Source organism: Leclercia adecarboxylata, assembly GCF_006171285.1.
Lineage (GTDB): Bacteria > Pseudomonadota > Gammaproteobacteria > Enterobacterales > Enterobacteriaceae > Enterobacter > Enterobacter barmai.
Genome location: NZ_CP040889.1, coordinates 927,614 through 946,778, shown reverse-complemented (window position 1 = coordinate 946,778; position 19,165 = coordinate 927,614). Strand labels below are relative to the sequence as shown.

Below are 19,165 nucleotides of genomic sequence, written 5' to 3'. Positions count from 1 at the left end.
GGTAAGCATCCATGAAAAGCATGAAACTGGAGTGGAAAAGAGGTGACTGGGCGGCGTACTTCGGGTTGATGACCAACAACCTGACGAACCTGCTGACCATGATGGGGCTGCTCATTTTTGTCGTCGGCATCCCGAAAGAGATTGTTTATGGACGTATTGCGCCGGCCTTCGGGCTGGCGGTACTGGTGGCGAGCATCTGCTACGCGTGGTTCGGTTTACAAATGGCGCGCCAGACCGGGCGTAGCGACGTCACCGCGCTACCGTCGGGGCCCAGCGCGCCGTCGATTTTCACCGTTACCTTTCTGGTGCTGATGCCGGTTTATCAGCAGACCGGCGACGCCGACTTTGCCATCCAGATTGGCCTGGTGTGGTGCTTCGTGGAGGCGATGATCCTCGCGGGCGGTTCGTTTTTAGGGGAAACCATCCGCAAGATGATCCCGCGTACCGTGCTGCTGTCGTGCCTGTCCGGTCTGGGCCTGCTGCTGCTGGCGATGAACCCGATGCTGCAGGCGTTCGAAGCGCCGACGGTCTCCTTCATCGTGCTGCTGCTGATCTTCATCAACTGGTTTGGCAAAAAGCCGATCTTCGCCCGCATCCCTACCGGCCTGCTGCTGCTGATCGCCGGTACCGCCCTGGCGTGGATCTCCGGCCTGCAAAGCCCGGAAGCGATCAAGGCCTCGATGTCCTCCTTCGGCTTTAACCCGCCGGAAGTGCATATCGACAGCTTTATGCAGGGTCTGCCGCACGCGCTGCCGTACCTGGCCTCTGCCGTTCCGCTGGGGCTGGCGAACTACATCTTTGACCTCGAGAACATCGAAAGCGCCCACGCGGCGGGGGACGAGTACCCGACCCGCAAGGTGATGCTGGCTAACGGTCTCTCCTCGATGCTCGGCTGCCTGATGGGCAACCCGTTCCCGGTGACGGTCTACGTCGGCCACGCGGGCTGGAAAGCGATGGGGGCAAGCATCGGTTACACCCTGGCGTCCGGCGTCACCATGTTTATCGTTCCGCTGTTCGGGCTGGGGGCCTTTATGCTCGCCATCATCCCGATGACCGCCATCGTACCGATTCTGGTCTTTATCGGCGTGGTCACCGCCAACCAGGTGGTGAGGGAAACGCCCAAAGTGGAGGTACCCGTCATCTTTATCTGTCTGTTCCCGTGGATCGCCAACTGGGCGCTGACCATGATGAACAGCGTGATGGGGGCGGCGGGAACCAGTGCGGCGAAAATTGGCACCGACGTCCTGCACAGCAAAGGGATTTACTACGAAGGGCTGATGCATCTGGGGAACGGCGCGCCGCTCGCCAGCATGCTGTGGGGCTGTATCGCCATCTTCGCCATCGTCAACAAACCGCTGCGCGGAGCCGTTGCCGCCGCCGTCGGCGCGCTGCTGGCGCTGTTCGGGGTGATCCACGCCCCGGTAGTGGGCTTCGCGGAAGGCAGTTCGCTGACCTTCGTGCTGGCCTACCTGATGATGAGCGGCATGTTTGTGGTGAAGCATGTCCTGGACAGCCGGGAAGAGGCGCGAGCCGCTACGCCGATCTCTGAAGCCTGATTTGTCCCCTTACCATCTCCCTCTCCCCTATGGGGAGAGGGCCGGGGTGAGGGGCCCAGACCGCACTTTTCCCAAAGGAAAACACATGAAAGAACTCATGGTCGTTGCCATCGGCGGCAACAGCATTATCAAAGATAACGCCAGCCAGTCGATTGAACATCAGGCCCAGGCGCTGAAAGCGGTCGCGGAGTCGGTGCTGGAGATGCTGGCCTCGGACTATGACATCGTCCTCACCCACGGCAACGGCCCCCAGGTGGGGCTGGATCTGCGCCGGGCCGAGATTGCGCACGAGCGGGAAGGGCTGCCGCTCACCCCGCTGGCAAACTGCGTGGCCGATACCCAGGGCGGCATCGGCTACCTGATCCAGCAGGCGCTCAATAACCGTCTTGCCGCCCGCGGCGAGCAAAAGGCGGTGACGGTGGTCACACAGGTGGAGGTGGATAAAAACGACCCCGGCTTTACCCATCCCACCAAACCCATTGGGGCGTTCTTCAGCGAAGCCCAGCGGGATGAACTGCAGCTCGCCCATCCCGACTGGCACTTCGTCGAGGATTCAGGGCGCGGATACCGCCGGGTGGTGGCCTCGCCGCAGCCGGTACGCATCGTCGAAGCCGATGCCATCAAGGCCCTGACGCAAAAAGGCTTTGTGGTGATCGGTGCGGGCGGCGGCGGCATTCCGGTGGTGCGCACTGCCGGGGGCGACTACCAGAGCGTGGACGCGGTGATCGACAAAGATCTCTCCACCGCGCTGCTGGCCCGGGAGATCCGCGCCGACGTGCTGGTGATCACCACCGGGGTGGAGAAAGTGTGCATTAACTTCGGCACGCCGAACCAGCAGGCGCTGGAGACGGTCAACGTGGCGCAGATGACGCGCTACAGGGAAGAGGGCCACTTCCCGGCGGGCAGCATGCTGCCGAAAATTGATGCCAGCCTGGAATTCCTGCGCCACGGCGGCAAGCGGGTGATCATCACCTCGCCGGACTGCCTGCCCGCCGCGCTGCGCGGGGAAACCGGGACACACATCGTGGCCTAACCCCGGCGGGCTTCCAGCCCGTCGGGTACGAATACTTGAGTAAAAGGAAGAGACAATGACAGAGAATAAAAGCCGCCGGGAGTTTCTCAGCCAGAGCGGCAAAATCGCCACCGCTGCCACCGCCTGCGCGTTGTTTGGCGCGACCGGCTCCGTCGCGTATGCTGCTGACACAGCCAAACCGACCTGCGAGACGGGCAAACCGATGAACATCACCGCGACTCACTACTATCTGGACAACGTGCTGCTGGAGGCCGGGTTTAACTTCGACGGCAACGTGGCCGTCAGCACCCGTACCGAGCTGAAAACGCTGGAGATCAAGGACGGAAAGATCGCCGCGCAGCTGGACAATAAAAGCCACACCGACGCCACCCTGCCGCACTACGATGCCGGCGGCAAACTGCTGCTTCCGGCGATGCGCGACATGCACATCCATCTGGATAAAACCTTCTACGGCGGCCCGTGGCGTTCGCTCAATCGTCCGGCGGGGACCACCATTCAGGACATGATCCGCCTGGAGCAAAAGCTGCTCCCGGAGTTACAGCCCCACACCCAGGAGCGGACGGAAAAGCTGATCGACCTCATCCAGTCGAAGGGCTCCACCATCGCCCGCAGCCACTGCAATATCGAACCGGTCTCCGGGCTGAAAAATCTGGAAAATTTACAGGCGGTTCTGGCGCGGCGACGCGCAGGTTTCGACTGCGAGATCGTGGCCTTCCCGCAGCACGGTTTACTGCTCTCTAATTCTGAAAAGCTGATGCGCGAGGCAATGCAGGCCGGGGCGCACTACGTCGGCGGCCTGGATCCGACCAGCGTCGACGGGGCGATGGAGAAATCCCTCGACACCATGTTCCAGATTGCGCTGGATTACGACAAAGGGGTGGACATTCATCTGCACGAAACCAGCCCGGCGGGCGTGGCGGCGGTGAACTACATGGTGCAGACCGTGGAGAAAACCCCGGCGTTGAAGGGCAAGCTGACCATCAGCCACGCCTTTGCCCTGGCGACGATGAACGAGCAGCAGGTGGATGAGATCGCCACCCGCATGGCGGCGCAGCAGGTGACTATCGCCTCCACGGTGCCGATTGGCACCCTGCATATGCCGCTCAAACAGCTGCGCGATAAGGGCGTATTTGTCATGACCGGCACCGACAGCGTGATCGACCACTGGTCGCCGTATGGACTCGGCGACATGCTGGAAAAAGCCAACCTTTACGCCCAGCTCTACATCCGCCCGAACGAGCAGACGCTGTCGCGCGCATTAGGTATCGCCACCGGCGACGTGTTGCCGCTGAACGACAACGGCGAGCGCGTGTGGCCGAAAGCGCAGGATGCCGCCAGCTTTGTGCTGGTGGATGCCTCCTGCTCCGCCGAAGCGGTGGCGCGCATCTCCCCGCGCACCGCAACCTTCCATAACGGGAATCTGGTGTGGGGTACGGTGGGTTGAGGACTCGGACGATCCCCTCTCCCTTGAGGGAGAGGGTTAGGGTGAGGGGGAACATACTGGCACCTGTGGTGGTTCCGTTCACTTTACCTTCCTTGCTACTCTGAAATGACCGAACCGGTGAACGTGCCATGGCGGCTCAATCGCCGCCGCCCTGGCAACCCGGGCTCCCGGCAAGAAAATCGTCGCTACGCGATACCTTCGGCTTATTCCTTCCGGCTTCGGGTCGGGCGCGATCCTGCATCCATGCAGGTCACGCCCTCTCGGCGCATCCATGCGCCTCGTCCCGGCCTTCAGGAAACGCCTCAGCGATTTACAGCCGGACCAGGGCGTGGCTGTAACATATTAATTTCCATTAATTACGTCATCGCGGCAGCCTTTGTAGGCCGGGCAAGCGAAGCGCCCCCGGCAACCACAAGCGACTCAATACCCCACCTTATACACCCGCCCGCTCTGCACCCCTTCGACGCTGCGGCGATAGGCGAGCGCCACGCTAGCAGCGGGCACGCTTTCGAAGCCCGGGAAGAAACCATCATAGGCTTCAGCGGATTCGGTCAGCACCGTCGGGCTAATCAGGTTGATGCGGATCCCGCGCGGCAGCTCGCAGGCGGCGGCGCGGACAAACCCTTCCAGCGCGGCGTTCACCGTGGTGGCGTTCACCCCCTGGGCAATAGGCTCGTGGGCAACGATGCCGCTGATTAAGGTGATCGACCCGCCTTCGTTCAGGTAGTGCTGGCCGGTGAGCGCCAGCCGCACCTGGCCCAGCAGCTTGTCCTGTAGCCCCTGGTTAAACTCGCCATCGGTCATGGTAGAGAGTGGGCCAAAATGCAGCCCGCCGCTGGCGGAGACAATGGCATCCACCGGACCGATCTTTTCGAACAGCGCCTGGACGCTGGCCTGGGAGGTGATATCCACCTGCTCGTCGCCTTTAGTGCGACCCACGCGAATGACTTCATGACGACGACTCAACTCCTCTGTGACTGCGCGACCCACCGTACCGCTGGCACCAATAATGACGATTTTCATAGCCGACTCCTTCATGTTGTGAGTCCTCATTGTTTAACAAACCTGCAGCCGGATAAACTGGGCTAAAGTTAGAACATCACTAACCAGAGGTTTGTAATATGGATAAGTTTCGCGGCATGGAGACCTTTATCGCGGTAGTGGAGAGCGGCAGCTTTACCGGTGCCGCTGCGCGGCTGTCGGTTTCGGCGGTGATGGTGGGCAAGTCCATCGCCCAGCTGGAGAGCCAGCTCGGTACCCGTCTGCTGGAGCGCAACACCCGCCGCCAGAGCCTGACCGATGCCGGGCGGGTCTACTTTGACGAGGCGAAGCGGGCGCTGGAGCAGGTCGCCATCGCCGAAAGCGCGGTGGAGCGCTTACGTACGGCGCCTGCGGGCACGCTGCGGGTGACCGCGCCCACGTCGTTCGGCGGCTGCGTGATCGCCCCGCTGACCGCCACTTTTTTACAGCGCTTCCCGGAGGTGCGCGTCGAGCTGGATCTGACCAACCGGATGGTGGATCTGGTGGAGGAGGGGGTAGACCTGGCGATCCGCATTGGCGACATCCATAACGACGATCTGGTGGCGAAATACCTCTGTCCGTACCGGATGGTGATCTGCGCCGCGCCGGACTATTTAGCCCGCCACGGCACGCCGCAAACGCCGAGTGATCTGGTGGATCATCTCTGTCTGTCCCACACCGTCTGGACCGCGCGCAATGAGTGGCGACTGCCGGGCATGGAAGGGGAGGTGCGCTGGAAGCGCGACGTGATTTTGCGCTGTAACGACGGATACGGGCTGCGAATGGCGGCGATTGCCGGGGCTGGGTTATTGTTACAACCGGAGGTGCTGGTGGCGGACGAACTGGCGAGTGGTCGGCTGATTCGTGTTTTAGAAAATTACACGCCACAGCCCCGACCGGTGCATCTTTTGTGGCGTCAGGATTTACGCCCGTTGCCGAAGTTGACCCAATTTATCGCCCACATCATGAAGCATGCACAGACTGTCCCCTCTCCCTTCCAGGGAGAGGGTTAGGGTGAGGGTTAAAAACGGTAACCCACGCCCAGGTTCCAGCCGTTGATCCCGTAATCATCGCCCAGGTCGGCCGTTGTGCCTTCGTAACCAACGTGGATTGCCAGTTCAGGCGTCGGGTTAAACTGCACGCCCGCACCGTAGGCAAACGAGGTAGATTTCTCATCGATGCCGTCGCGCTGGGTGTAGTTGTCACCGCCGTTCACCCAGGTGGTATGGCCGTCGGCTTTCACGCGAGCCACACCGCCCAGCGCGTACAGGGAAACGAAATCATTAATGCGATACGCCGGGCCTGCCAGCAGGGAGTAATATTTCACGTCGACGTGGTTTTTAACGGAGTCAGAGAACAGATAATAATGCTCGTCCTGATCCCCGCTCATATAGGTAAATGAACCCATCAGGCTGAGCGGGGATTCCCACTCGTAGCGATATTGCACGTTCACGCCGCGGATATTTTTAAAGTCTTCGACTTTACTCTGCGCATAACCTACCGAGACCGTGTGATTATCTGCCAGCGCAGCGCCACTTGCCAGACTTGCCGCAACCAGTACCGCCAGAGTTATTTTTTTCACTTTCCGTAATCCTTGTCGCCATTTTTTGTGTGTTTTATTGGATATATTCTTTCGTGAGACCGAAGATATTCCACTGCAAATAAAGCGATAAAATTGTTGGATTTTTTAGCGGGTGATGAAATAGGGAATAATCTTAAAGGCCGGAATAGTCCTGGAATTTGCCTCCCCTATATTGGTAGGGCAACACAACTATTCATCATATTTAAGGTTGATGATTGTTTTCTCAGCGGGTATTTCAACGATCATTTCGCAACCGGTCCATGGTATATTGCCATTGGTCATATTATTTTGCATATAATAATCCCGCATCGTAACTAACAAGAGTCTCAGGTGGTAACTGACTAACTTATCCGGAATGAACCAGTTTTCCTTATCCTGTTGATCAACATAATCATATTCATACTCACATGACTCTCCATCCAGTGCTAATTTTGCGCGTGCAATGATTTTCTTCGCATCAGCAGGACCGGCATCAACTAATGTTTGCGCTATTTTATTATGCAAATGGTCTAATTCTTCCATTTATTTTCCATTAATTTAATTTAGTGTGAACATATTAGCTGTTAATCAGCACAGGAAAAGTCTATCCTGGCTGGTGATATTAATTAGGGCAAAGTCCGGTCGGCGCTTTAAGTGGGCCGCACGCATCGTAACCGTAAACCTTATAGCCTTTACTTTTCATGCAGCCTGAGATTTTATCATTCCTGGCAACGATATCCTGAAGCGTTTGCTCCGGGCGAGCGCTGCCGTTGTTCCAGCTGCCATCATCGAGATTGGCGTATTTGGGTACACCACAGCTGTAGAGATCTTTTTTACGCTGTTCATTATCGGTGTAACCGCCGGGACCTGGCTTCTGAAAAGTTTGCGCATAGCGAACATATTGGTAGTCGGTTGAGTCCATATTGCCGACAACACAGCCGCTGAGCATGAAACAGAACAAGATTGGGAATGTTTTCATTTGCGTCGCCTTATGATAAGAAGCTCAAATATATCAGGTGGTTAATTGCATTTCCCGGTTGGCGCTTTCGCGGCTTCTCATGGTCTTAACGAATGCCAAAAATCCAGAACACCATCCCCATTGGTATACCTAAGAAACTGATTTTTAGGATAGTCATAATTTCTTTTTTTCCGAAAGGAAGGGGCTTCTCAAAGTCCCAAATCAACCAGCCTTTCAGAAGATAAGAAAACGTTCCAATCATCATCAAAGCAATGCACATTAAAAAGCATATGCCCATAAGTACCCAGATGGATTTTCTGGATTTATTTAGCTGCATGTTCACAACCTGATTCTTTTATCTGCAACGCATCTCCGGTGACGCCTGAAATATACCTATCCCCGCCGGAAGGGGCGGGGTGATTGACAATGCTCTCTTCCCTGAGCTTTTTACCGGTGATAAAAAAACCAGATAACCAATCCCGCAGGCAGTCCCAGCCAGGTTAGCTCAAGACATATCAGCACGTCCCGGAAAGAGAAGGGAAAACCCTCCTTCACATTCCACGCTAACGCTGCGCCAACCAAACGGCCAAAGAGCGTCAGGATAAACACGGCCAGACCTATCGCACAGCACAGGTAAACAAGGTTAATAAACGATTTAGTGCTGTTTTTCATTCTTACTATCGCTCTCTTTCAGCTTGTCTGAAACCATACCCGACATTGCAGAGTCCCCTGCGTTACCCAGTATTGAAGGTAACGGGTGTTGTGGTACAGGTTTGGTGATTGTCCAGACGCCTGTTGGAACCCACTCGTACTGTTTTGATACCGGATTGAAGATTTTATCAAACGGCACTTTGATCAAGTTCCCTGTAGCAAAACCTGCAGAGGCACCCGCTTTACTCAGTAAAGCCGCGAGCATAGGATCGTCGCCATTGATTTTAGCCTGATAGTAACCACCTGCTGCGTTCCATGTCACGGTTGGGTTGTAGCCTTTACCCGCAGTGATCGCCCCGATAATGCCGGACCCAATGAGATCGGCAAGTTTGACTTCACCCGTTGTCTTGTACTGAATACCCGCGCCTAAACCGACACCCACGCCCACAGCGATAAGCTGCTCTTTGCTGTTGTTTACGGCGTTGGTCAGAATTGCCCGACCGCCCATGACGATCACCGGCCAGGAGGTAGGATCCATAACCACAGACAGAACGCGATCTCCCGTGGTGATATTGTCCTGCAGGAATTTCAGGTCCGCGCCGTTAAGATAATTCACCAGTGCTGCCGCCGTCGGATCTTTGAGTTTTTCATCCAGGCGGAACTGGCCCGGCTGCGGATCGTTGGCCACGTTAGTCGAGGCCTGGATTAGCTCCTGCCAGGTGACACAGGTCACTCCTCCGCCAGTACAGGCGTCCACAAGTTCTTTACTTTTCTCATTACTGATTGCCAGGTACTTCTCAACCACTTTCATGCAGTCACCGCCGGAGGCTTTACACTCCAGCAGCTCTTTATCCAACTGGCGAGCTTCCGCCGTACTCAAATAGTTATTCTCAACCGTCGTTTTACCCGCCTGCGCTCCCGACACAGCGGAGGCAGAGCTGTCGCCCACCAGTCCACCGGACAATCCCGCCGCCAGCGTCGCCAGCGCTGAGACCGTCTGCTTCTGGGTTTCGTCCAGCTCGTCGGCCGGTTTCCCGTACATATCAGTGGCAATCATCCCCACCAGTTCGCCCGTGGCGGCTCCGGCGGCTCCCGCCAGCGCGTCCTGGCCCTGGGCGGCGGCGAGCGCAGCGTTGACCACCGCGTGGGCCGCCACTTTGCCCGCGTCGTTCAGGCCGCTGTAGTGACCAATCACTTCTGCCACGTACGGCGCGGCACCGCCCGCGAGGGCGGCACTGAGATCGCTCCCGGCCAGCCCCTGAACCGCTGCCGTCGCTGCCTGGATCGCCTGCTGATACTGCCCGCCGGTGCCAAAGCCGGAGGCGCTGAGCGCGTCGTTATAGGTTTTCTGATAGATCTGGCCGTTGATGTCTTCCAGGGTCGCGGTTTTGCCCGGATTGGCTTTTTCCCACGCCGCTTTTGCCTCCAGCAGATCCTGCGCGTTGACGTTTTTCAGCTTCTCTTTCGCCGCGTTGGTGGCGCGGATGCTGCCCTCGGTGCGGGCAATATCCGCCACCTGATTGCCAATCTCACCGATGAGCTGCGCCTGCTGCAGCCGCTCCTGCTCTTTCTCTTTATCGAAGATAGGGGAGAGCGTCTGGTTGGCGTGCTCCACGTCGCGGCTGAGCTGATTCACATCCTGAACCTGACGATCCTGATTGCGGATAATCAGGGTGCCGTCCGATACCGCCGCGTGGGTGGTGCTGCTGTCGTGCCCGTCGCGGTTCGCGCCCACCAGCAGGCCGTTAGCCATATTCCCGGCAAACTGGCTGCCGATGCTGCCCCCGGTGCTCATGCCCACGCTCTGGTGTTCCACTTCGAAATCGGCGCGGTTTTCGATATCGCTAAAGCCGATGGTGCCGGTATCGAGACGATTTTTATCGGCGGTCGCCGTGGAGCCAATCACCGCCCCGTTGAGTTGGGTATGTTCGCCTACGGTCACGTCGTAGCCGCCTTTCCCGGCGAAGATCCCGGTCTGCTCCACGACAGAGTCGTAGTTGCTGTGCATCTTGTCGCGGCTGAGGTTGACGCTGGCCGAGCCGGTCATAGAGCCGATGCTGAAGCTGCCCCCCGCGCTGGCGTTCTGCTGTTTTGAATCGTAGCGATCGCTGTCCTGCTCGGAGGTGAGCGTCAGGTTACGGCCAATGTCCGCTTTCACCGTCTCGCCGCTCACCTGGGCGCCGGTCAGGGTGGCGTCGCGTCCGGTGAGGATATTCACCTGGCGGCCCGCGTCCACGGTGGTTTCGCTGTGGGTGGTGCCGTTGCCGCTCTCGTTGCCTTTGCCACGGTTGACGCTGGCGGAGATGTTCAGGCCAAAGCCGCCGGAGCCCACGCCGATGCCCACGCCCACGCTGCCGCCCTTGCTCTCGTTTTTGCCGTCCAGCAGTTGGGTGTTTTGCGCCGAGCGCAGATAGAGATCGCGGTTGGCGGCGAGAGTCAGGTCGTTGCCCGCTTTCAGCTGGCTGCCTTCCACGGTCAGATCCCCGTCCACGCCGCGCTCGCCGCTGCCTGTGGCGATCACGCTGAGATCGCGCCCGGCGTTCAGGGTGCTGCCCTGCGCGGTGTTCTGCTCGCTTGTCTGGGTCGATTTCGACGACTGGCTGCCGTAAGAGAGGCTGATACCCACGGTGTTGGTGTTGCCAGCGTCCGCGCCCTGGGCCTGATCCATCCGCGCGGCCTGCGCGGCCTGCACGCCGGAGAGCGCCGCCTTCACGCCCTGCAACGCCTGCAGGCGGCCGCTGCCGGAGGATTTCGCCTGCTGGGAGGCCTCGACGGCGCTGTTCAGCGCGCTGCCGACGGTGCCGGAGAGCGCCAGGGTCAGGCCGGAGGTTTTCTGTTCCACCTCGTGGGTTTGCTGGCTGCGGTTATTCACCGCCGTGATATCGACGTTTTTGCCGCTGAGGGTCATATCCTGACCGGCCACCAGATCCGAGCCGCTCACCGTCAGGCGATCCCCCGCCCGCAGGGTCAGATCGCCGTTGACGCTGCCTACGGTGCTGCCCGCCTGGGTCGCGTCCGCCCCGGTGTCGGTGGTTTTGATGCTCTGGGTGCCGACGCTAAAGCCGATCCCGCCCGAGCTCAGCAGCCCCGATTTTTTCTCCTGCTTCTGATGCAGCTCGTTATTGCGTTCGGCCTGGGTCTCTACGCTCAGGTTGTTGCCTGCCAGCAGGGCGACATCGCCGGTACCCGCCACGTTGCTGCCGCGCACGGTGAGATCGTTTCCGGCGGTGAGGTTTACCGTGTTGCCGTTCAGCTCGCTGCTCTGCACCGTCTGACGCGCGATCTGGTCGCGGGTGGTGGTGGTGGTTTTCGACAGGAAGCCGTTACCGCCCACCACTTTGTGCCGTTCGTCCAGATCCTGGGTGTTTTCACCCGCCGTCAGGGTCAGGTTATTCCCGGCGCTGACGTTCAGCGCCTCGCCGGCGGAGAGGGCAGCGGCGCGGGCGTTGAGGTCGTTGCCCGCCGCCAGGGTCACGTCGCCTTTGCCGGTCACTTCGCTGCCGACGGTTTGGGTCTGCCCCTGCTTCAGGCTGTTGTCGGCATCCCACACCAGGTTATCGCGGCTGGCGGTCTGCACCGTGCTGAGGTTCATGTCGCGCCCGGCCACCAGCTGGGCGTTACCGTTCTCGCCGCTGGCGATCACCTGCGCGCCGGTCAGGTTAATATCCCGCCCGGACTGCAGCGCCAGTTTGCCGTCGTCACCCTGGACATAAATGCCCGACACGCTGTCGATGGTGGTGCGGGCGAAGCTGTTCTCACCGTTGACGCTGGACGCGCTGGTGGTGGTGGTGGAGAGGTTGATGTCGCGCCCGGCGCTGGCCAGCAGGCTGCTGTCGCCCACCATCGCGCCGCCGAGGTTGTTGATATCGGTGCGGGCGTTGAGGTTAACGTCCGCCCCCTGAATGGTGCCGGTCTGGTTGGTGATGTTGTCGGCGTCGATCTGCAGCACTTTGCGCCCGGCAATGGTCCCACGGTTAAAGAGGTCGCCGTTGAGCTTGATCGAGACGTTGTTCCCGGCAATCAGCGCCCCGGAGCCGTCAATATCGCCCGCTTTCACTTTGGCGTAGACCTGCGGCACCAGCACGTTCTCCATCGAACCGTCCGGCATTTTCACCCGGGTGTTCACCAGCCAGACGATATCCCCGGTCAGCAGCGCCATCTGCGCTGGCGTCAGCGCCACGCCGATCTTCAGGTCATACTGCTTGCCGAAGGTGATGCCGCGATCCATCAGGGCTTTGTACTGCTCTTCGTCATTGTTGTAGCCGTCCAGATAGCGCTGGCCGGTGATGCCGATTACCTGCTCGCGGATCAGGCGCTGCTCGTAGTAGCCATCCCCCAGCCGTTTCTGGGTCATGTCGCCATCGGTGGTAAAGGCGTCCTGCATATAGTCGCTGCCGAGCCACTGGCGCTCGTTGGTGAAGCGCGGATCGGTCTCCACCAGATACGGCACCTCCGCCGACGGGTTCACCTTAAACAGGCTGTTGTCCGGCAGGGTGGTATTCGGGCCGATAATGCGGATCGCGCCGTCGGCCGGGGTCACTTCAAACTGCTGACCGGCAGGCGGCGTCACCGGCTCGCCCGGCGAGACGGTCTGCTGCGGCGCAGGGGTAACGCCCGCGGCCTGACCAATCGCCACGTCCGTACCCGGCAGTACCAGCGGGGTGATGCTGAGGTTGCTGCCCTCGACGCTGCCGTTGCTGACCAGCTGGCCCGGCTTCAGGGAGATGCTCTGGATGGTGGTCGGCGGGGTATAGGCGGTGCGATCGCGCCCCTGCTCATCGTCGCCTTTGTGACGAATGCGGTAGTAGTGGGTGACGGTGCCCTCGTCGGTGGTAAAGCGCTGGCCGGTTACGTCGTCGTTCTGCACGCTGCCCAACTGGTCAATCGCCAGGGTGCCGCCGGCGATCACCTGGCTCTTGTCGTTAAACAGCTTGTCGCCGGTCAGGAGCAGGTTGCCCCCGGCGAGGATCTTCGCCGGGTCGCTCTCTTTGATGCGCGTTTCGTCAATCGTGCGGGTGTAGTCGTACTGGTTGAAATTGTCGTTGCCGTGGCCGGAGCGCTCCGGGGTGTTGAGGTTTTTCAGGCCGTCAGACGAGTTGTCATCCACCCAGACGCCGTTCTCCGTCGAGCTCCAGCGGTTGGTTGACCCGGAGTGCTGATAATCCGTCAGCTCCTCCTCGGAGACCCGCACCACCTCGGTGGAGAAGCGATCGTTGATGTTGTTGATCTGCCCGGCGGCAATCGCCATATCCCCGGCAGACTCGATGGTCGAGCTGTGGTTATTGATCGTGCCCGCGCGGCCGGTGACGGCGCCGTTGTCGTCCAGCGCGCCGCCGATGCTCATGCTGCCCGCGCTGTAGATCAGGGCGTGGTCGGCGTTGTTCAGGGTCTGCACGCCCAGGCTCACGTGCTCGCGTCCGGCCAGCGTTGCCGCGGTGCCGTTTTCGGCGAGGTTGTTAAAGGTATCCACATTGATCCCCACCGCATCGCCGTAGATCCGCCCGGTGCCGGTGTTGGTCAGGGTGTTGGCGTTGATGCGGGTGGCGATCCCGTCGATCAGGCCCCGGTTAACCAGGGTGCCTGCGGTGTTCAGGGTGGTGCTTCCGGCGTTAATTTCGCCGCTGGCGAGGTTATTCAGGTTCGCGCTCTGCACGTTAAGGGCGCTGCCCGCCATCAGCTGGCCGCTGTTGGTGAGATCGCCGTCGGTGGAGAAGCTCAGGTTGCCGTTGGCAAGGGTGGTGCCGCTGTTGTTCACCCCGCTGATGCTGTGAAGGGTCATATCCCCCAGCGACAGCAGCTGGCCGCTGGCGTCCAGCGACGCCGCCTCCACGCTCAGGTTCTCACCCGCCTTGAGGGTACCCCCGGCGTTGATCAGCTTCAGCCCGTCACCGCTCAGGCTCAGGGTTTCGCCCGATGCCAGCGCTCCGGCGCTGTTGTTCAGCACGCCGCGGGTATCAATGTTCAGCGCGTGATTAGCCAGGATGCTGCCGCTCTGGTTATCCAGCGTGTCGGTGTTGAGGGTCAGGCTCTGCCCTTCCAGCCCCTGATTGCTACCGAGGGTGGTGTGGTTAACAAAGTTCAGGGCATTCAGGGTCACGCTTTTGCCGCTGCGGATAAGCCCGGAGACGTTATCCACGGTTCCCCGGGCGCTGTCGAGGAGCAGATCGCCCACCGACTGGATCTGCCCGCCGCCGTTTTGCAGGTCGGTGGTGTGCAGGGCGGTATCGGCCTCGCCAATGATGCGCCCGCCGTTGCGGTTATCGAGTTCCGTGGCCGCGATGTCCGCCGCGCCGCTCGCCGCCAGGGTGCCCGCCTGGTTATCGAGCCTGTCCGCCGAGAGGTTCAGCGCCCCCAGGCTGTTAAGGGTGCCCGAGGCATTATCCAGCGAGCCGGTGGTGACGTTGATCCCATCGCCCTGCAGCACGCCGCGCGCGTTGATAAGCTGCGAGGTGCCCAGGGAGACGCTGTCTGTCGCCGCCAGCTGCCCGGCGGCGTTGTTCAGCGTGCCGCCGTTGAAACTGAGGCTGTCGCCGGAGAAGGTGGTGCCGTGGCGGTTGTCCAGCAGGCCGCCGGACAGGGTCATGGCCCCGACCGATTTCAGCGCGCCGCCGTCGTTGCTCAGGGCGTCGAAGCTGGCGCTTAAGCTCTGGTTAGCGCCAATCTGACCGTCGGTGTTGTCGATGTTCCCGGCGCGCAGGCTAAAGTCGCCGTCGCTCGCCAGGAAGCCGCTCTGGTTATTCAGGGCACCGCTCTCCACGCTCAGCCCGCCCTGAGAGAGCAGGTAGCCGGAACGGTTATCAAACTCGCCGCCGTTGAGGGCCAGGGTTGCGCCGTCGGCGACAATCACCCCCTGCTGGTTGTTCAGGCTCCCGGCGCTGATGCGCTGGGTTTTCGCCGCCTCGATGCGGCCTTTGGCGTTGTTGACGGCCTGCTGGCTGGTAATTTCACCGTCACCCGCCGCGGCGGAGATCAGCCCCTGCTGGTTGTTCACCGTGTCGGCGTTGAGACGGGTAGTGCCCGCCACCGCCACGATCTGCCCGGCGGTGTTGTCGAGCGTCGCCGCCTTCAGCTGCACGCCGTTTGCCGCGCCAATCTGCCCCTGCTGGTTATCGAGATTGCCCGGCAGATCCACCCGCAGGGCGTCGCTGCCGCGCTGGACGATTTTGCCCTTCTGGTTGTTGAGGTCGTGAGCGCTGACGTTAATTGTCTCCGCGCTCAGGCTGCCGCCGCTGTTGTTGAGCAACTTCTCGCTGCGGATAGTCAGTTCGCTGGCGTTCACCTTCGCGCTGGCGGTGTTCACATCCCCCGCGCCGCCGTCCAGCAGCAGGCGTTTGGCCTGGGTCTGGCCGCCGCTGACGTCCACTCCCTGACCGCTGGCGCTGAGATTGCCTCCCGCCAGGGTTTGCCCGTGCGCGCTCAGCTGGCCGCTGGTGCTCAGCTCCAGATCGCCCGCATCGGCGAAGGTGCCGTCGCTCTTCACCCCGGCGGCGAGCACGCTCTGCTGGCTGCCGGTGAGGCTGGCCGCGTTCGCCCGGACGTTACTGGCGGCGGTGATTACGCCGCTGTTGTTGAGTTCGCCTGCGGTTTGCAGGCTGGCGCTCTCTGCCGCCCGCACGGTGCCGCTGTTTTCGATGCGTCCGTCGGCGGAGATCGTCACGCTGCCTGCCTGGGCGCCGATGGCTCCGGCGTTACGCACCCCGACGCCGCGCTCGGTGCCCACCATGCGGATCTTGCCCGCATACATGCCGCCGAGGCTGGCCACGTCCACCGCCAGCTGCGGGCGGGTGGCCGGATCGTCGCTGCCTTTTTCGATGACCTCGTGGGCGGCATCTACCTTGTTGCGCCCGGTAGTTACCTTCAGGTCGTTGGCCCACAGTCCGGCATTCACCTTTACCGAGCGGGCGATGATGTCGGTGTAATCCGCGCCGGAGGTATCCATCCCCGCGCCGTCGACCACCACTTCGCCGCGCTCGACGTTGAACCCGGTCAGCGCGCCGTCTTTCATCTGCGGCTGGCCGGTGGTGAGGGTGGCGCGGTTGGCGTTAATAAAGCCGCAGCCGCTACAGGTGATGCCCGACGGGTTGGCGATCACCACCTGGGCTTTTTTACCCGCCACTTCGATCATGCCGTTCAGCTTGCTCGGATCGCGGGAGCTCACCTCGTTGAGGATCACTTTGGCTTCGCCTTTCGCCAGCCACGGGTTGCCCGCCACCATGCCGCCGAGGTTGGTCTGCACGTTTTTATGCGAGTTGTTGAGGATCGCCCCTTTCTGATCCACGTCGAACTGGGTGTAGTTGTTGCGCGATACCCCGGCGCTGGACGGGGTCTGGATATTGACCTGCGGCGTGCCGTTGGCGCTGTTAATCACCGTCGGCTGCTGGTTTTTGGGCGCACCGGCGTCGGCCACGATGTTGGCCTGCGCCGTCTGCACCGCCCCCATCGCCAGCCACAGGCTGAAGCTCAGGGCGCTCACCTTGCCGATAAGCTGGCTGTGGGTATGACCGATGCCGGAAGAACGGGACGAACCGGCGCGGCCGGAGCGGGCAATATCTGCCACCACCATCAGCATGCCGCGCGCTTTGTTAAAGACAATTCGGTACAGGTTCTTATTCATGGTTCGTTCCTTTAAACGCTTCCGGCAGGCGCACAGCTAGCGGGTGATTCTGTTGCCACTCTCTGGCATGTTGACGGCTGACGTGACTGCCGTGGAACAGCATCACGCGCTTGCCACGCTCCGCGCCCCGGTGATACAGGGCACGACAGACGTGGTCGGGGAAGATGTCGCGGCGCATCAGGTTATACATCGCGGCGGTGTGGCCGAAGGGGGCGATCCAGTCGCAGAACCAGATCCGATCCCCGCTGTCCCAGTCCGCTTCTTTCATTTCGATAGCGGGGCGGGTGAGGTAGCGGGCTTCCGCCTCCTCGTTCAGCCAGGCCCAGCTGAGGAAAAAGATCGGCCGGCCGTTTTCGCTCACCAGCACGTACTGGCGGCGCTTGATGATCGGCAGCAGCAGGGTGGGCAGGGCGTGCAGGGGCGCATCCCGGTGCATCGGGGAGTGCATCCACAGCCAGACGGTAGCGCCGAGCACCTCGGCCTCGCTCTCTTCTCCGCCGAGGATCAGCGGCGCTTTGATATCCAGATTGCCGACGCGCATCACCAGCTCCAGTTGAGGTTAAAGCCGAGCGTCAGATCGCTGGTTTCAAAGCCGTCCGGCTTCGAGAACGGCGTGCCGGCGAACAGGTCGTAGCCGGTGTTAAAGGCATTGCCGCGCAGGCCCGCCACGCCGCCCGCCAGGTGTTTGCCCACCTGCAGATCGGAGCTGTAACCGCCCACTTCGCCGTAGTCGGCACCCAGGTAGAACTCCTGGTTCGGCAGCGGCGTGCGCCAGGCGATATCGTTACGCACGTACCAGCCGTGGCTGGCGCTCAGGGTGCGCTCGCCGTCAAAGCCGCGCACCGTCCAGCGGTTGCCGATGGCGAACTGATCCTGCGGCGTCAGCGGCGTGTTGCTGATCTGGCGCAGGTACTGCACGTTATAGCGGAAGTTTTGCGTGCCGATGGCAAACGGCAGGTCGAGCTGGGCGCTCAACAGGGTAATTTTGCTGAGCGCCGTGGCATCGCCCCAGTACTCTTCCGGTGCAGGCTGCGCGCCAAACCAGCGGGTGCCGCGCTGATAGCTGATGCCCGCGTCCAGGGTCGCCTGGCCGATGTAGTGGCGATGATCCAGCCCGATGCGCCAGGCCGCGGTCTGACGGCGCTGGACGCCCACTTCGGTATCGTCGATATAGTTGCGGGTTTCCCGCGCCAGCACGTCGTAGGTAAAGGTGGTCTTTTGCGAGCCGCTGCGGTGCAGCACCCGGCTGAGCTGAACGTCGAGGTTTTTACTTTTACCGCTGTAGCGATAGTCCTCGTTCAGGCCGGCAACGGTCTGGTGGTAGTCGTAGTCGCTGCCGGTGACGCCCAGCAGCCAGTAGCCAAAGGGCACCGAGTAGTGGGCGGTAACGTTTTTGCTGCCTTTGCCGCCCTTGTCATTCAGATCGTGGCTGGCGGAGACATAGAGCAGATCGCTCAGGGATAAGGGGTTATCCAGCGACAGGGTCACGCCGCCCTGATAACGCCCGGTGGTTTCGGTTCCGGCATCGTCCAGCGACAGGCCGATGCGCCACATTTTGCTCTGCTTACGGCTGATCACCACGTCGGTCTCGCCCGGGTTTTCGCCAGGCACCAGCTCCATGTTGGCCTCGACCGTCGGCAGGCGCTGCAGGTTTTCCAGCCCCTGTTCAATATCGCGCAGATCCAGCAGCTCGCCTTCATGCGCCGGGAAGGCGCTGTACAGCTGGATATAGTCGTCGCTCTCTGGCGTCAGTTTTACCTGGCGGACGGTGCCCGGCACGATGGCAAGCTTCAGGGTGCCGCTTTTCAGATCCTGAGACGGGGCCAGCACGCGGGTGGTGATCCAGCCGTGGTCGACGATGCGGTTCTGCATCGTGCTCATCAGCAGGTTAATCCCTTTACCGCCCAGACAGCGCCCCCGGGCCTGATCCGCGATACGCTGCAGCGGCACCCAGTGGGGCAGGGCCTCCTGACCGCTCAGCTCGACGCGGTTGATCGGGAAGCAGGGGGTTTCGGTCGGAAAGGCAATTCTGCCAAAGCCGGAGGCGGGCTCAGAAAGACGCACGTCCGGCACCGGCGGGGTTAATTGCTGCTCCAGGGCTCTCTGGCGCTGTTGCTGAATAATGAATTGATTATCCGGCGGCGCGGCATGGGCAGGGAGAATTAAAGGCAGGCCAGCGGCTGTCGCTATTATTATGGCGATATTGTGTCGGGCGATCATCGGCGAATCCGTGCTGTGTAAGCAAAGTGAATACAATGTGAATTTGTGTAAAATTGTTTAAGTATTAGGGCGGGAATGAAAGGGGGATTAATCCTAAAGCCCGGAATT

General features: G+C 60.8%; 12 protein-coding genes. 4 read left to right on the top strand and 8 right to left on the bottom strand.

All coding sequences use genetic code 11. The features are described 5' to 3' along the window. Nucleotides 1-11 precede the first annotated feature (11 nt). The 3 genes from FHN83_RS06220 to FHN83_RS06210 all read left to right on the top strand — a co-directional run bounded on the left by FHN83_RS06220 (nt 12) and on the right by FHN83_RS06210 (nt 4,033). Nucleotides 12-1,556 (top strand): xanthine permease, encoded by a 1,545-nt coding sequence (locus tag FHN83_RS06220; RefSeq protein ID WP_138370594.1) that lies wholly within the window; start codon nt 12-14, stop codon nt 1,554-1,556. An 85-nt stretch (nt 1,557-1,641) separates the two neighbouring features. Then, nucleotides 1,642-2,589: a carbamate kinase family protein gene (locus FHN83_RS06215; RefSeq protein ID WP_139563497.1), complete on the top strand. Its 948-nt coding sequence runs from the start codon at nt 1,642-1,644 to the stop codon at nt 2,587-2,589. A 55-nt stretch (nt 2,590-2,644) separates the two neighbouring features. Beyond that, nucleotides 2,645-4,033, top strand: a complete 1,389-nt coding sequence (locus FHN83_RS06210) for an amidohydrolase family protein (protein WP_139563496.1) — start codon at nt 2,645-2,647, stop codon at nt 4,031-4,033. 420 nt (nt 4,034-4,453) lie between these two features. Here the strand turns inward: FHN83_RS06210 and FHN83_RS06205 are convergent, their stop codons facing one another. Next, on the bottom strand, nt 4,454-5,056 hold the full coding sequence (locus FHN83_RS06205; RefSeq protein WP_138370596.1) for a short chain dehydrogenase: 603 nt from the start codon (nt 5,054-5,056) through the stop codon (nt 4,454-4,456). Between the two features lie 98 nt (nt 5,057-5,154). Between FHN83_RS06205 and FHN83_RS06200 the strand changes: the two genes are divergently transcribed. Beyond that, nucleotides 5,155-6,066, top strand: coding sequence for a LysR family transcriptional regulator (locus FHN83_RS06200; protein WP_139563495.1), 912 nt, complete (start codon nt 5,155-5,157; stop codon nt 6,064-6,066). A gap of 8 nt (nt 6,067-6,074) precedes the next feature. Here the strand turns inward: FHN83_RS06200 and FHN83_RS06195 are convergent, their stop codons facing one another. The 7 genes from FHN83_RS06195 to FHN83_RS06165 all read right to left on the bottom strand — a co-directional run bounded on the left by FHN83_RS06195 (nt 6,075) and on the right by FHN83_RS06165 (nt 19,057). Then, nucleotides 6,075-6,635 (bottom strand): Ail/Lom family outer membrane beta-barrel protein, encoded by a 561-nt coding sequence (locus tag FHN83_RS06195; protein WP_139563494.1) that lies wholly within the window; start codon nt 6,633-6,635, stop codon nt 6,075-6,077. A gap of 189 nt (nt 6,636-6,824) precedes the next feature. Further along, nucleotides 6,825-7,157 (bottom strand): hypothetical protein, encoded by a 333-nt coding sequence (locus FHN83_RS06190; protein WP_139563493.1) that lies wholly within the window; start codon nt 7,155-7,157, stop codon nt 6,825-6,827. 79 nt (nt 7,158-7,236) lie between these two features. After that, nucleotides 7,237-7,593, bottom strand: a complete 357-nt coding sequence (locus tag FHN83_RS06185) for a hypothetical protein (RefSeq protein ID WP_139563492.1) — start codon at nt 7,591-7,593, stop codon at nt 7,237-7,239. An 85-nt stretch (nt 7,594-7,678) separates the two neighbouring features. Further along, a complete protein-coding gene (locus tag FHN83_RS06180; protein WP_139563491.1) occupies nt 7,679-7,909 on the bottom strand; it encodes a hypothetical protein in 231 nt (76 codons plus the stop codon). Nucleotides 7,910-8,227: 318 nt separating this feature from the next. Next, nucleotides 8,228-16,837, bottom strand: a complete 8,610-nt coding sequence (locus FHN83_RS06175; protein WP_139563490.1) for a hemagglutinin repeat-containing protein — start codon at nt 16,835-16,837, stop codon at nt 8,228-8,230. Then, nucleotides 16,830-17,378 carry a toxin-activating lysine-acyltransferase gene (locus tag FHN83_RS06170; RefSeq protein WP_139563489.1) on the bottom strand — a complete coding sequence of 183 codons (549 nt, stop codon included), beginning with the start codon at nt 17,376-17,378 and terminating at the stop codon, nt 16,830-16,832. The genes FHN83_RS06175 and FHN83_RS06170 overlap by 8 nt, the downstream gene beginning before the upstream one ends. Further along, the gene (locus FHN83_RS06165; RefSeq protein WP_139563488.1) at nt 17,378-19,057 is read right to left on the bottom strand and encodes a ShlB/FhaC/HecB family hemolysin secretion/activation protein; all 1,680 of its coding nucleotides are present in this window, start codon (nt 19,055-19,057) and stop codon (nt 17,378-17,380) included. The genes FHN83_RS06170 and FHN83_RS06165 overlap by 1 nt, the downstream gene beginning before the upstream one ends. Between the last annotated feature and the right edge of the window lie 108 nt (nt 19,058-19,165).

Coding starts and splice junctions, on each gene's coding strand:
- FHN83_RS06200 (WP_139563495.1), top strand. CDS start 5,155: ATGGATAAGTTTCGCGGCATGGAGACCTTTATCGCGGTAGTGGAGAGC.
- FHN83_RS06205 (WP_138370596.1), bottom strand. CDS start 5,056: ATGAAAATCGTCATTATTGGTGCCAGCGGTACGGTGGGTCGCGCAGTC.
- FHN83_RS06210 (WP_139563496.1), top strand. CDS start 2,645: ATGACAGAGAATAAAAGCCGCCGGGAGTTTCTCAGCCAGAGCGGCAAA.
- FHN83_RS06190 (WP_139563493.1), bottom strand. CDS start 7,157: ATGGAAGAATTAGACCATTTGCATAATAAAATAGCGCAAACATTAGTT.
- FHN83_RS06165 (WP_139563488.1), bottom strand. CDS start 19,057: ATGATCGCCCGACACAATATCGCCATAATAATAGCGACAGCCGCTGGC.
- FHN83_RS06220 (WP_138370594.1), top strand. CDS start 12: ATGAAAAGCATGAAACTGGAGTGGAAAAGAGGTGACTGGGCGGCGTAC.
- FHN83_RS06185 (WP_139563492.1), bottom strand. CDS start 7,593: ATGAAAACATTCCCAATCTTGTTCTGTTTCATGCTCAGCGGCTGTGTT.
- FHN83_RS06170 (WP_139563489.1), bottom strand. CDS start 17,378: ATGCGCGTCGGCAATCTGGATATCAAAGCGCCGCTGATCCTCGGCGGA.
- FHN83_RS06180 (WP_139563491.1), bottom strand. CDS start 7,909: ATGCAGCTAAATAAATCCAGAAAATCCATCTGGGTACTTATGGGCATA.
- FHN83_RS06175 (WP_139563490.1), bottom strand. CDS start 16,837: ATGAATAAGAACCTGTACCGAATTGTCTTTAACAAAGCGCGCGGCATG.
- FHN83_RS06215 (WP_139563497.1), top strand. CDS start 1,642: ATGAAAGAACTCATGGTCGTTGCCATCGGCGGCAACAGCATTATCAAA.